This window comes from Bacteroidota bacterium (assembly GCA_005882315.1).
Classification (GTDB): Bacteria; Bacteroidota; Bacteroidia; order Chitinophagales; family Chitinophagaceae; genus VBAR01.
Map to the genome: position 1 here is coordinate 96,268 of VBAR01000004.1, position 13,375 is coordinate 109,642.

A 13,375-nucleotide genomic window follows, 5' to 3' on the forward strand; every position below is an offset into this window, starting at 1 on the left:
CAAATTCATTGACTCCATGATTTTTTGAAGATTTCGGGTAAAATTGGCCCAAAATCAAACAAAAATGACCCAAAATCGGGTGATTTCAGGCCATTTTAAGGTAAAATCATTTTATCATTCTTTCACTCTTTCTACGTAATCACCGGTCTTTGTATTAATACGGATAAGCTCTCCTTCATTCACAAATAAAGGCACGTTTACAGTAGCACCGGTTTCTACTGTTGCTTGTTTTAGTGTTCTTGTCGCAGTATCGCCACGGAGACCGGGCTCGGTATAAGTTACCTGCACTACAATTTTATCTGGTAATTCAACACTCATTGGCAATTCAGTTTCAGTATTGATCAGCATCGAAACTTCCTGGCCATCTTTCAAAAACTGCGGGGCATCCACCATAGCTTCCTGTACAGCCACCTGCTCAAAGGTTTCCATATTCATGAAGTTGTAACCAGTATCATCTTTATATAAAAACTGGTAATCTTTTCTTTCAACACGGATAGGGTAAATGGTATCGCCACTGTTCCAGGTTTTTTCAATGCTGCGGTTATTATCCACGCCTTTCAGTTTTGCCCACACTTTTGCTGCTGCACGGGCTGTTTTGTTTTCTCCAAACTCAACAACAGCGTAAAGGCTGCCATCCAGTTTTAAGATCATACCGCGGCTGATATCTGATGTATTTGCCATAAATGATTAAAGTTTCAAATTAAAAATTCCAATTTAGATTGGGGCGGCAAAGATAAGGGAAGATGCTTTGCGGGCAAACTGATAAAACGGTCTAATTCTTCTTCTTAAAATCACCCCGTTTCCAAGCTTGTATAAAATCTGTCCAGGCCGCAGGATTGAATAAATTGATAGGAGGTGACTGACCGTAGTAATAAGCTTTATTTGCAAGGTTACGGAATTGCAGACTGGTGGCTTCACCACCATCAGCTGGGGTTGTTCTCATCAAAACTCTTCTTTTTGCATAATCTGTATTCCTTCTAGCTATCTCAATATCATCATCAGAAATTTTAGTGTTCACAAAATCTCTTGCAAACTGTTCAGGTGTAGGTCGTGGCCGGATTATCGTTGCCGGCAGATAAACGGTGTCTTCAATCATCAATTGCACAATACTATATTGGGTACTTTCAAGATTTTTTGGAATATAAGTAACCTTGGGTTTATAGCTTACGTGGGTAAATTCCACTTCATCACCTTTCATAACTACAATTGAAAATACACCCTGGTAATTGGTAATGGTACCTCGGTTCTGTCCTTTTATCATCACACTTACTGCAGGAATACCTTTCAGGCTATCAGCTGTCATTACAATACCATAAAGCTGTACTACAGAATCACGGCCGGTTTCGAACTGTGAAAAGGCTTTTTGAGAAGCAAAAAGAAATAATAAAAAAGTGTATTGTAAATATTTTTTCAAGGCTTCAAAAATAAGGACAAGTTGCGGAAATCGTAAAACAAAATGGCCTTACATATGGCTACATTTGCATAATAAAAACTTTTTAACAAATAGTTGAGTAATGACAGAGCAAAAGATACTGGAAGCACTAAGCAATGTACAGGAACCTGATCTCGGCAAGGACCTCGTTACATTAAATATGATAAAGGACCTGACTGTTAATGGGAATGATGTTTCATTTACAATTGTTCTTACAACACCGGCTTGTCCTATGAAAGATATGATGAGCACGGCTGCCACCAACGCCATTAAAATACTGGTGAATAAAGAGGCGAATGTAAAAATTAATTTTACCGCTAACACAACTACAAAAAGAACAGACGGCCAATCTATTTTACCAAGAGTAAAAAATATTATTGCAGTTGTAAGCGGTAAAGGTGGTGTTGGAAAATCTACTGTTGCTGCTAATCTTGCGCTGGCTTTATCACAAGGTGGAGCTAAAGTGGGTTTGATGGATGCAGATATTTATGGGCCGAGTGTGCCGATCATGTTTGGTGTTCGTGGAGAAAGACCAATGATGGTAGATGTAGGTGGAGAAAAACCAATGATTGCTCCGGTGGAACGATATGGAATTAAATTGATGAGTATTGGATTACTGGTTGATGAAAAAAATGCAGTAGTGTGGCGTGGTCCGATGGCGAGCAGTGCTTTAAAACAATTTGTAACCGATGTGTATTGGGATGATCTCGATTATCTCGTTGTTGATATGCCTCCGGGTACTGGTGATATTCATTTAACATTGGTACAAACTGTACCTGTTACCGGTGTAGTGATTGTAACCACTCCACAGGATGTTGCATTAGCTGATGCTAAAAAAGGAATTGCCATGTTTGGCCAGGCGCAGGTAAATGTGCCAATCATTGGCCTGGTTGAAAATATGAGTTACTTCACTCCGGCAGAGTTACCTGAAAATAAATATTACATCTTCGGTAAAGATGGCGGTAAAAGATTGGCTGAAGAATATGAAATACCTTTTCTTGGACAAATACCTCTGGTGCAAACTATTCGTGAAGGTGGTGATCAAGGTATACCTGTAATGATGGGTAATGATGAAATTACAAAAAAGGCATTTGAAGATTTTACTTCCATAGTTGTGAGAAGTATTGCAATGCGGAATGCTAATATTGCTACTACAAAAGTTTCTGAAGTTGTTGGATAGTCTTTCTTCAAGGGCAATTCATTAACTTGCTTTCATGTACAATCTTCCTTATTTCAAAGAAAGTGAACAAGAAACAGTGCTTCAGTTTATGCGGGAGCACCCTTTTGTTTTTTTAAGTGGTGTAGATGCAGAAAATAAACCCGTAGCTACACAGGTGCCAGTATTTATTGATGAAAAAGATGGAAAACTTTTTCTCACTGGCCATATCATGCGGAATAATGATCATCACAAAGCATTTGAACAAAACCCTAATGTACTTGCTGTTTTTACGGGGCCACATACTTATGTGAGTGCAACCTGGTATGATGACCCGAGCCAGGCAAGCACATGGAACTATATGAGTGTGCATGCAAAAGGCACGGTTCGTTTTGGTGATAAGGACGATCTGATCGCAATTTTGAAACGCCTCACCCTGCATTATGAGAATAATAATTCTGCTTCTTCAACTGTGTTTGACAACCTTTCAGATGAGTATACGACGCCATTAATGAAAGCAATTGTATCTTTCGAAATAGAAATAAGCTCGATTGATAATGTTTTTAAATTAAGCCAGAATCGTAATGAGAAAAGCTATGATAACATTATTGTAAAATTGAAAGAAGGGGACAGCGATGCAAAAGCAATTGCTGAAATAATGGAGAAAAGAAAATCAAAAGTATTTCCGTGATTAAAACATATTCAATACTTATTTTTTGTTTCGTTATGGGATGTTCGAATTCAAAGAATCCTCAAAGTTCTGTGCCTGTAACGGAACCCCGTGAGTTTGACAAGCAAGGCCACCGCGGCTGCCGTGGTCTAATGCCTGAGAATACGATACCTGCAATGCTTCAAGCAATAGGATTAAGTGTTACTACTTTAGAAATGGATGTTGTGATCTCAAAAGACAAAAAAGTAGTAGTATCACATGATGCATGGATGAGTGCAGAAATTACAACGAAACCCAATGGCGAGTATGTTACTGCAGCAGAAGAAAAATCATTGAACATTTACCACATGAATTATGAGGAGGTAAAAAAATATGATGTGGGTATGAAACCACATCCACGTTTCAAACAGCAGGCGAAAATAAAAGCATATAAACCATTGCTGGCAGATCTGCTTGATAGTGTAGCGAAAGATATGATGACAAGACGCAGACCATTTCCTTATTTTAACATTGAAACAAAATGTTTGCCCGCAGGTGATAATATTTATCATCCCAGGCCTGAAGAGTTTGTGGAATTGCTGATAGCAGTTATAAAAGAAAAAGGAATTGAGGATAGAGTGATCATCCAGTCATTTGATTTCAGAACATTACAATACCTGCATGTAAAATATCCTTTAATCAAAACGGCGGCTTTAGTAGAAGCAACGGATAAAAGAAATATTGAAACGCTTATCAAAGACCTTGGATTTAATCCAACAATTTACAGCCCGGCTTACCAATTGGTTAACACAACTGTTATTTCAAATTGTCATGCTAAAGGAATTAAGATCATTCCCTGGACTGTAAATGATAAGGCAAAGATTGATGAATTGAAAAAGATGGGAGTAGATGGAATAATTACTGATTATCCTAATCTTTTTAATGAGTAGTGCTTAGCCATTCTTCAGCGTTCTTATAAAGCAATTTCTTTTCAATTTTTTTTCCAAGTTTCATTTTTTCAATCAATCTTCCCGGCTTATGCTCGCCAAGTGGAAAAGGATAATCACTACCAAGGCAGATCTTATCTTCACCCATTACATTAATCAGATACTTCATTGCATTTTTATCATGCACTAAACTATCCATCCAGAATTTTCCGAGATATTTTTCCGGAGAAATTGAATTATCTACCGCTACCAAATCAGGACGAACATCAAATCCATGTTTAATTCTTCCAAGAGTAAAAGGGAATGAACCACCGCCATGCGCAAATGCGACTCTTAGTTTTGGGAATGCTGTAAATACACCGCCAAATATCATTGAGCATATTGCCCTCGAAGTTTCAGCAGGCATGCCTACGAGCCAGGGCAACCAGTATTTCTGCATTTTATCTTCTCCCATCATTTCCCATGGATGCACAAACAAAGCACAGCCCAGTTTTTCTGCTGCTTCATAAAAAGGGAAGAATTTTTTATCTGATAAATTTTCTCCATTGATATTACTGCCAATTTCTAATCCGGGCATTTTTAATTCTTTTACACATCTCTCCATTTCTTTTATCGCCAAATCAATATCCTGTAATGGAACTGTTCCTAAACCAATAAATCGTTTTGGATTTTTTGAAACTGTCTCTGAAATATGGTCATTGAAAAATCGTGATGTTTCCAAACCATCTGATGGTTTGGACCAGTAATTAAATAAAACAGGAATAGTTGAAAGTACTTGTATCGTTACATCTGTGTCATCCATTTCCTTTATTCGCTTATCTTCTTTGAAACAGTTCTCTTCAACAACACGAAACAGTTTATCGCCCTTCATCATACAAGCTTCGCAATTGCGATGCTCAAGATGAATAAATTCACCATAGCCAAACTTCTGTGTCCAGTTTGGCATATGCTCCGGCATGATGTGAGTGTGGATGTCGATCTTCATATTTTCACGCAAAGCCGCAAAGTATAAATACAAAAGGCGCTAAGTCACTTTGCAGCTTTGCGAAACTTAGCGCCTTTGCGTGAAATTAATTTTTTCTAACAGGAGGTTCCATTATAGTGCCGCATTTATCACAAGTTCTACGCATAGTATCTTCCCAGAAACGGTTCATCACCGGTGGTAATTGCTTTACAATATCATCTACATGCAAAGCCTCTTCATATAATTTATTGCCACATTTTTCGCAGAACCACATAAAGCCATCATCTTCACTTTCTCTTTTCTTTTCAATCACAAGCCCGACCGTGCCAGGCCCACGTTGTGGCGAATGCGGTGTTTTAGGTGGCAGTAAAAACATTTCACCTTCCTTAATGGGAATATCTTTGAACTCCCCGTTGTCAATAATTTTTACAACAATATCACCTTCCACCTGGAAGTACAATTCTTCTGTTTCATTAAAATGATAATCCTTTCTTGCATTCGGCCCACCAACCACCATTACGATAAAATTTTCGGCATCTTTATACACACATTGATTACCTACTGGTGGTTTCAGCAGGTCACGATTTTCGTCGATCCATTTTTTTAAATTAAAAGGAGCAATAACTGGCATAGTATAGAATTTGTATAGAATTATTTCGTGGAGAAAATTACAACTTTTTACTTAGGTTTGACACTATGAATCTTTCACTCGAAGGTAAATACGCCGTCATTTGTGGCAGCACACAAGGTATAGGTCTGGCAACAGCTGAAGAATTAGCACTGTTAGGTGCCAGTTGTACTTTGATAGCAAGAAATGAAGATGCATTAAAGTCAGCAGTGCAGCATCTTGATATTTCATTAAGACAGCAGCATAATTATCTTGTTGCCGACTTTAGTAAAGCTGATGAAGTAAGAGCGGTAATAGAAAAACATGTTGCAAAAACTCCCGTTCATATTTTAGTTAATAATACCGGTGGTCCGCCATCAGGCCCGGTTATTGAAGCAAGCGAAGAGGCTTTTTTGAATACATTTAATCAGCATCTTATTTGTAATCACATTTTAACTAAAGCTGTTTTTCCTTCAATGAAAAAGGAGGGATACGGAAGAGTAATTAATATTATTTCTACTTCAGTAAAAATTCCGTTGAAGAATTTAGGAGTAAGTAATACGATTCGTGGTGCTGTTGCCTCATGGGCAAAAAGTATGGCCAACGAAATAAGTCAGTATAATATCACCGTAAATAATGTGTTGCCTGGTTTTACAACTACACAACGATTAACATCCTTAATAGACCAGTTAGCAAAAAGGGGAAACACAGTTATTGATGTAATTGAGAAAAACATGGTTGAGGAAGTGCCCATGAAAAGATTTGGGGTTGCTTCAGAAGTAGCAGCAGTAGCCGCTTTCCTCGCATCACCTGCTGCCTCGTATGTAAATGGAGTAAGTATTCCTGTAGATGGTGGTCGTACGGGAAGTATATAAATATTCAATACTCAATGAAACTGGAAATACCATATCACCTGGAAAATTTTATTGGTGGCTTTTTTATTGCATCAGTGAGTGGCAATTTTATTGATAATATTAACCCGGCAACAGGAGAAGTATATGGACAAATACCAGACAGCAATGAGAACGATGTAAAAATTGCTGTTGAATCTGCAAAGAAAGCTTTCCCTTCGTGGAGTACAACAACGGTTGAGCAAAGATTTAAAATTCTTAATCGTATAGCCGAGCTTATTGATGAACATCTTGATGAGTTGGCATTGGCAGAAACAAATGATAATGGTAAACCCCTTTGGCTAAGTAAGAAGGTTGATATTCCAAGAGCATCTGCAAACTTTCGTTTTTTTGCAACAGGTATATTGCACTTTGCTACTGAAAGTCATAATATGGAAGACAAGGCTGTGAATTATACTTTGCGTCAGCCTTTAGGAGTAGTTGCTTGTATATCGCCATGGAATCTTCCCCTTTATTTATTTACCTGGAAAATTGCACCAGCGTTAGCGGCAGGTAATTGTGTTATTGCAAAACCAAGTGAAGTAACTCCGGTCACAGCTTTTCTGCTTGCAAAGATTTGCAAAGAAGCAGGATTACCGGATGGAGTTCTCAATATTCTTTTTGGTACAGGTAATATTACCGGCGAAGCTATTGTTAAACACCCGGGCATTAAGGCTATATCATTTACAGGCAGCACCCGTGCAGGAGAAAGAATTGCTTCGTTGGCTGCGCCAGTATTTAAAAAACTTTCGCTGGAACTCGGCGGCAAAAATCCAGCAATCATTTTTTCAGATTGTAACTGGGATAAGATGATGGCTGAAACAATTCGTTCTTCTTTTTCTAACCAGGGTGAAATTTGTTTATGCAGCAGCCGGATCCTTATTGAAGAATCTGTTTATGAAAAATTCAAAAAGGAGTTTGTTGAAAAAGCGAAGAGCCTCATCATTGGCGATCCATTATATGAGCAAACAAACCAGGGAGCTATTGTGAGCAAAGTTCATTTTGATAAAATTATTCGTTGTATAAATATTGCCAAACAGGAAGCTGGAAAAATTTTATGTGGTGGAAATGTTGTAAATGCTGGCGGTCGTTGCGCAAAAGGATATTTTATTGAACCTACTGTTGTTGAAGGGTTAGGACCAGATTGTCAAACTAACCAGGAAGAGATCTTTGGTCCTGTTGTTACATTACAATCTTTCAAGACTGAAGAAGAAGCATTGCAATTAGCGAATGCTACTTCATACGGATTAGCTGCAACAATATGGACGCAGGATATTTCAAAAGCCAATCGTATGGCAGCAAAAGTTGAAAGTGGGATCATTTGGGTAAACTGCTGGCTACTTCGTGATTTAAGAACGCCATTTGGCGGAATGAAAAACAGCGGGGTAGGGAAGGAAGGTGGTTGGGAAGCTTTGCGATTTTTTACTGAAGCGAAAAATGTTTGTATACAATTATAGATTGCCACTAAGACACGAAGGCACAAAGAAAAAATTTATGACAGAGTTGGAGAGAAACGAAAGAGAAGAGTTTCTTGCAAAGGAAATTGTGGACTGTGCTTATAGAGTCCATAAACAACTTGGACCAGGATTGCTTGAGAAAGTATATGAAGTTTGTTTTTGTCATGAATTAGCAAAGAAGGGAATTTCATTCAAAAGGCAAATCGATATTTCAATTGTTTATGATGGATTAAAATTTGACGAAGGCCTGAGACTGGATGTGTTGGTTGATGATTTAGTTATATGTGAGCTAAAGGCAAAAGATGAATTAAATTTGGTTTGGAAAGCGCAAATAATTAGCCATTTAAAGTTGACAGGAAAAAGGATTGGGTTTCTTATAAACTTTAATGTGACTTTAATTAAAGATGGAATTCACAGATTTAGAAACTAATACTTTGTGCCTTCGTGTCTTAGTGGCTAAAATAAATATGAAAGAAATAATAAATACTTCAAACGCATCAACACCACTCGGTGCTTATCCGCATGCAAGAAAAGTTGGCAACCTTCTTTTTCTTTCCGGCATTGGCCCAAGAAGTCCGAAGGATAACTCAATTCCTGGATTGGAGCTCGATACAGATGGAAATATAGTGAAGTATGATATCGAAGCGGAAACTCACTCGGTTTTTTCAAATGTAAAAGCAGTACTCGAAGCGAGTGGCAGCAGTTGGAATAAAATGGTAGATGTAACAGTTTATCTCACAAACATGAAAAAGGATTTTCCAATTTATAATAAGATTTACGGTGAATACTTTAAAGATGTGCAGGCTTGTCGTACAACTGTTGAAGTTAAAAGTTTGCCAACACCAATTGCTATCGAATTAAAAGTGATTGCTACAATAGATTAACATGAATTTTCAAAATACACAGGCTTTTGCGAAAGATTTAGATTCAAAAGATTTACTCAGAACGTTTAGAGATAAATTTTTTATTCCTCAACATAACGGAGCTGATTGCGTTTATTTTACCGGCAACTCACTCGGATTACAACCTAAAACAACTTCACAGTATGTTCAACAGGAGTTAGATGATTGGGCGAAGATGGGAGTGGAAGGACATTTCCAGGCAAAGAACCCCTGGTTGCCATATCATGAAATTTTCCCCAAACAATTATCAAATATCGTTGGCTGCAAGGAAAATGAAGTAGTGGTAATGAATTCACTCACTGTGAACCTTCACTTGCTGATGGTTTCATTTTACAGGCCAACAGAGCAACGCTATAAGATTATTTGTGAAGCAAAAGCATTTCCTTCTGATCAGTATGCGTTTGAAACGCAGGCAATATATCATGGATTGAATGCTGCAGACACTGTTATTGAAGTGTCTCCACGTGAAGGCGAACATTATCTAAGAACAGAAGATATTATTTCAACTATAAAAAAACATGGTGAAAGTGTTGCAGTAGTTTTATTTGGCGGAGTAAATTATTATACCGGTCAGTTATTTGATATAAAAGCAATCACTGATGCGGCTCATGATGCTGGTGCTTATGCAGGATTTGACCTGGCACATGCTGCAGGTAATGTTGAATTGAAACTTCATGACTGGGGTGTTGACTTTGCCTGCTGGTGCTCTTATAAATATTTAAATAGCGGTCCCGGTGGTGTAGCAGGAGTTTATATAAATGAAAAACATGTAGCCAATTCTGAGTTACCTCGTTTCGCCGGTTGGTGGGGTTATACAAAAGAGTCAAGATTTAAAATGGAAAAAGGGTTTAAGGCGATACCCACTGCAGAAGGCTGGCAATTGAGCAATGCACCAATACTTTCCATGGCAGCACACAAAGCATCATTGGATATTTTTGATGAAGCTGGTATGGGGAAATTGCATACAAAAAGAAAAATGCTAAGTGATTACCTGTTTTTTATTCTGGATAATATAAACTTAAAGCAAACCGAAGAAATTATTGAAGTAATTACTCCGCGAAAGGAAAATGAAAAAGGTTGCCAGGTCTCAATACTGATGCTGAACCGTGGGAAAGAAATTTTTGATGTACTGACAAAACAGGGAGTAATAGCTGACTGGCGGGAACCGAATGTTATTCGTGTTGCTCCTGTTCCGTTATATAACTCATTTGAAGATATTTGGCGGTTTGGAAATATTATTGAATCGATATTAAAGTAAGCTGAGGTAGGTAATTAACACCGGAGTATGACAAAAAAAAATATTACCATAGTAGGTGCTGGTCTTGTAGGTTCTCTTTTATCTATCTACCTGGCAAAAAGGGGCTACAAGGTTAGTATATATGAACGCCGTGGTGATATGCGGCGTGCAAAAGTGGAAGCAGGCCGTTCTATTAATCTTGCATTAAGCGATCGTGGATTGTTGGCATTGGAAAAAGTAGGATTGGCAAAAGCGATCCAGGAAATTTCCATTCCAATGCATGGCCGATTTATTCATAATATAGATGGAACCACTGCATTTCAGCCATACGGAAAACAGGGGCAGTTCATTAATGCTGTATCAAGAAGTGAATTGAATAAAAAATTGATGGACCTGGCGGAAGAGAATGGAATTTCTATTTTCTTTCACGCAAAATGCGCATCCATTAATTGGAAAGAGAATGTGACCGAGTTTATAAACACTAAAAACGGGGATACTACAGAGATTAATTCAGATATTCTTTTTGGAGCAGATGGAGCATTCTCTGCAGCGAGATTACAACACCAGTTATATCATGATAAGTTTGATTACAGTCAGCATTATATTGATTGTGGATATAAAGAGTTGACAATTTCAGCCGGGCCGGGTGGCAGTTTTCAAATGGAGAAAAATGCATTGCATATCTGGCCAAGAAAAGAATACATGCTGATTGCTTTGCCAAATTTGGATGGCAGCTTTACCTGTACACTATTTTTCCCTTTCGAAGGGGAAGCATCTTTCTCAAAGCTGGACACAAAAGAAAAAGTAAAAGATTTCTTTGAAAAAACATTTCCGGACGCAGTTGCATTGATGCCGGATTATATCAATGATTTTTTTAATAACCCTACTTCATCATTGGTAACGGTAAAATGTTTTCCATGGATCCGTGAAGACAAGTTTGCATTAATAGGTGACGCTGCACATGCCATTGTTCCTTTTTTTGGACAGGGAATGAATTGCGGTTTTGAAGATTGCCGGATACTGGATGAGCTGATTGAAAAATATGAAGATGATTGGCAGTCAATCTTGCAGCACTATCAAACACTGCGCAAACCCGATGCTGATGCAATTGCTGATTTAGCAGTAAGCAATTTCACAGAGATGCGTGATAAAACTGCTGATCCTAAATTTTTATTGCAAAAGAAAATAGAAGCAAAGCTGCATGAAAAATATCCTGACAAATGGATACCGGCTTATTCGCAGGTTACATTCAGTCCGCAGATCCGCTATAGCGAAGCGTTGAAGCAAGGGCAGAAGCAGGAAGCGATAATGCAGGAGGTAATGAAAGATAATACCATTATTGAAAATTGGGATGATGATAACCTGCATCAGAGAATTATAGGATTGATCAGTAAGTGAACAACTTGCCCCATCTAAGTTCTAGTCTTATCTTCGCCACATGACCCGCCAGCAACTCGCCGAACAAATTTTTACAAAGCGATCTTATCTCTGCGTTGGTTTGGATACCGACATTACAAAGATCCCAAAACATCTCCTGTCAGAACCGGATCCGGTCTTCGCATTTAATAAAGCCATTATTGATGCTACTAAAGACTTATGTGTTGCTTATAAGGTCAATACAGCATTTTATGAAGCATTAGGATTGAAAGGCTGGGAGGCAATGGAAAAAACAGTTCGTTATATCGGTGACGGACATTTTAAAATTGCTGATGCAAAACGAGGTGATATCGGAAATACTTCTTCACAATACGCCAAAGCTTTTTTTGAAACACTTCCGTTTGATTCCATAACTGTAGCTCCGTACATGGGAGAGGACAGTGTAAAACCATTTTTACAATACGAAGGAAAATGGGCTATCGTTTTGGGATTAACTTCTAATAAAGGTGCAGAAGATTTTGAATTGCAGGTAATGGAGGATGAACTTCTTTATGAAAGAGTGTTGAAGAAAGTAAGTGAATGGGGTACTGATGAAAACCTGATGTTTGTAGTTGGCGCTACACAGGCCGATGAGTTTGCCAATATAAGAAAGATCGTACCATCTCATTTTTACCTTGTTCCGGGTGTAGGTGCACAAGGTGGCAGCTTAAAAGAGATTTCAGAAAAAGCAATGATAGCTGATTGTGGTATTTTGGTAAATGCCAGTCGTGCTATTATCTATGCATCGGAAAAAGAAGACTTTGCTGAAGAAGCAAGAGCTATTGCTCAACAATATCAATGGGAGATGAAGGAATATCTTTCAAAATAAAAAAGCTCAAACTTTTTTAAGTTTGAGCCTTATTTGTGATTTGGTTCTTGTTATTTTTTCTCCCCGGTCACTGCTGCCGGTTTATTCAGATTGTTCGACCACTCCATACTCACTGCGCTTTTTTCGATCTTTATATAACTCCCGGGGCTTGTTTCAAGATTGATAGTGCCGTCTTCATTTATTTTATTTATCGTTCCGTGGATGCCTGCGATCGTTACGATCTTAGTGCCTTTTTGTAAATCGGTAATGAATTGTTTTTGCTGCTTTGCTTTTTTTGCTTGTGGTCTTATAAAGAATAACCAGAAAACAAGAATCATCGCACCCAGCATGATCAATGTGCCATATCCGCCTCCGGGTGACTGTGTTGCCTGTAATAAATTGAACATTGTTTTGAGTTGTTTATATTGTTTAAAATTATTTAACTACTTCTACTGAAAAATTCAGCATCTTCTCGCTGTTTGTATTGGCAACAACCGTAAGTGTTTTTGTATTCGGTCCAATGCGGCCATGACTATCGAATTTTGCTTTTATCAAGCCTTCTTTTCCGGGCATCACTGGTTCTTCTGGTTTTTCAGGAACAGTGCAACCGCAGCTTGCAGAAACATTATCTACAACCAGGGGTTTGTTACCGGTATTTTTAAAGCGAAAAGTTACTTCCACTATTTCCCCTTCTTTTACTTTTGGAAGTGCCTGGTTCACATTATCTATCCACTCAATAGTTGTATAGTTTTCAGGATCTGCGTTGGTAGTAGCAGCAGGCTGTTTTGCAGCACTGGTATCACTAGTTCCTGTTTGGCTAGCTTTTTTATCAGTTTCGTTACATGCAGTCATTAATAATGCTGCTCCAAAAATGAAAACAAGTTTTTTCATGATTTTTAAATTTATGAAT

The 13,375-nt window shown here is 38.1% G+C and carries 16 protein-coding genes; 10 read left to right on the top strand and 6 right to left on the bottom strand.

Annotated elements, in window-relative coordinates; genetic code table 11:
• Nucleotides 1–114: 114 nt before the first annotated feature.
• Both efp and E6H07_17315 read right to left on the bottom strand, forming a co-directional pair.
• Nucleotides 115–681, bottom strand: coding sequence for an elongation factor P (efp, locus tag E6H07_17310; GenBank protein TMI62022.1), 567 nt, complete (start codon nt 679–681; stop codon nt 115–117).
• A 91-nt stretch (nt 682–772) separates the two neighbouring features.
• Nucleotides 773–1,303 (bottom strand): carboxypeptidase-like regulatory domain-containing protein, encoded by a 531-nt coding sequence (locus E6H07_17315; protein TMI62093.1) that lies wholly within the window; start codon nt 1,301–1,303, stop codon nt 773–775.
• Between the two features lie 211 nt (nt 1,304–1,514).
• Here E6H07_17315 and E6H07_17320 point away from each other — a divergent pair, with 211 nt between their 5' ends.
• Genes E6H07_17320 through E6H07_17330 form a run of 3 tightly spaced genes read left to right on the top strand, consistent with a single transcriptional unit; the run spans nt 1,515 to nt 4,187 of the window.
• Entirely contained in the window at nt 1,515–2,612 is a 1,098-nt protein-coding gene (locus E6H07_17320) for an Mrp/NBP35 family ATP-binding protein (GenBank protein TMI62023.1), read from the top strand.
• A 34-nt stretch (nt 2,613–2,646) separates the two neighbouring features.
• A complete protein-coding gene (locus E6H07_17325; GenBank protein ID TMI62024.1) occupies nt 2,647–3,279 on the top strand; it encodes a hypothetical protein in 633 nt (210 codons plus the stop codon).
• 35 nt (nt 3,280–3,314) lie between these two features.
• The gene (locus tag E6H07_17330) at nt 3,315–4,187 is read left to right on the top strand and encodes a glycerophosphodiester phosphodiesterase (protein TMI62025.1); all 873 of its coding nucleotides are present in this window, start codon (nt 3,315–3,317) and stop codon (nt 4,185–4,187) included.
• Here E6H07_17330 and E6H07_17335 read toward each other — a convergent pair.
• Together E6H07_17335 and E6H07_17340 are read right to left on the bottom strand one after the other, a co-directional pair.
• Nucleotides 4,177–5,169, bottom strand: a complete 993-nt coding sequence (locus E6H07_17335) for an amidohydrolase (protein TMI62026.1) — start codon at nt 5,167–5,169, stop codon at nt 4,177–4,179. The genes E6H07_17330 and E6H07_17335 overlap by 11 nt on opposite strands.
• A gap of 85 nt (nt 5,170–5,254) precedes the next feature.
• Nucleotides 5,255–5,779: a 3-hydroxyanthranilate 3,4-dioxygenase gene (locus E6H07_17340; protein TMI62027.1), complete on the bottom strand. Its 525-nt coding sequence runs from the start codon at nt 5,777–5,779 to the stop codon at nt 5,255–5,257.
• Between the two features lie 65 nt (nt 5,780–5,844).
• Here E6H07_17340 and E6H07_17345 point away from each other — a divergent pair, with 65 nt between their 5' ends.
• Genes E6H07_17345 through pyrF form a run of 7 tightly spaced genes read left to right on the top strand, consistent with a single transcriptional unit; the run spans nt 5,845 to nt 12,486 of the window.
• On the top strand, nt 5,845–6,630 hold the full coding sequence (locus E6H07_17345) for an SDR family oxidoreductase (protein TMI62028.1): 786 nt from the start codon (nt 5,845–5,847) through the stop codon (nt 6,628–6,630).
• A 14-nt stretch (nt 6,631–6,644) separates the two neighbouring features.
• On the top strand, nt 6,645–8,102 hold the full coding sequence (locus E6H07_17350; protein ID TMI62029.1) for an aldehyde dehydrogenase: 1,458 nt from the start codon (nt 6,645–6,647) through the stop codon (nt 8,100–8,102).
• A 37-nt stretch (nt 8,103–8,139) separates the two neighbouring features.
• Nucleotides 8,140–8,532, top strand: a complete 393-nt coding sequence (locus E6H07_17355; GenBank protein ID TMI62030.1) for a GxxExxY protein — start codon at nt 8,140–8,142, stop codon at nt 8,530–8,532.
• 37 nt (nt 8,533–8,569) lie between these two features.
• Nucleotides 8,570–8,986, top strand: a complete 417-nt coding sequence (locus tag E6H07_17360) for a RidA family protein (GenBank protein ID TMI62031.1) — start codon at nt 8,570–8,572, stop codon at nt 8,984–8,986.
• Between the two features lies 1 nt (nt 8,987).
• Complete coding sequence (gene kynU / locus E6H07_17365) at nt 8,988–10,262, top strand: kynureninase (GenBank protein ID TMI62032.1); 1,275 nt, start codon at nt 8,988–8,990, stop codon at nt 10,260–10,262.
• A gap of 27 nt (nt 10,263–10,289) precedes the next feature.
• A complete protein-coding gene (locus E6H07_17370) occupies nt 10,290–11,639 on the top strand; it encodes an FAD-dependent monooxygenase (protein ID TMI62033.1) in 1,350 nt (449 codons plus the stop codon).
• Between the two features lie 40 nt (nt 11,640–11,679).
• Entirely contained in the window at nt 11,680–12,486 is an 807-nt protein-coding gene (gene pyrF, locus E6H07_17375; GenBank protein ID TMI62034.1) for an orotidine-5'-phosphate decarboxylase, read from the top strand.
• A 50-nt stretch (nt 12,487–12,536) separates the two neighbouring features.
• Here pyrF and yajC read toward each other — a convergent pair whose 3' ends face one another.
• Together yajC and E6H07_17385 are read right to left on the bottom strand one after the other, a co-directional pair.
• On the bottom strand, nt 12,537–12,872 hold the full coding sequence (gene yajC, locus E6H07_17380; GenBank protein ID TMI62035.1) for a preprotein translocase subunit YajC: 336 nt from the start codon (nt 12,870–12,872) through the stop codon (nt 12,537–12,539).
• 28 nt (nt 12,873–12,900) lie between these two features.
• Entirely contained in the window at nt 12,901–13,356 is a 456-nt protein-coding gene (locus E6H07_17385; protein ID TMI62036.1) for a DUF1573 domain-containing protein, read from the bottom strand.
• Nucleotides 13,357–13,375: the final 19 nt, after the last annotated feature.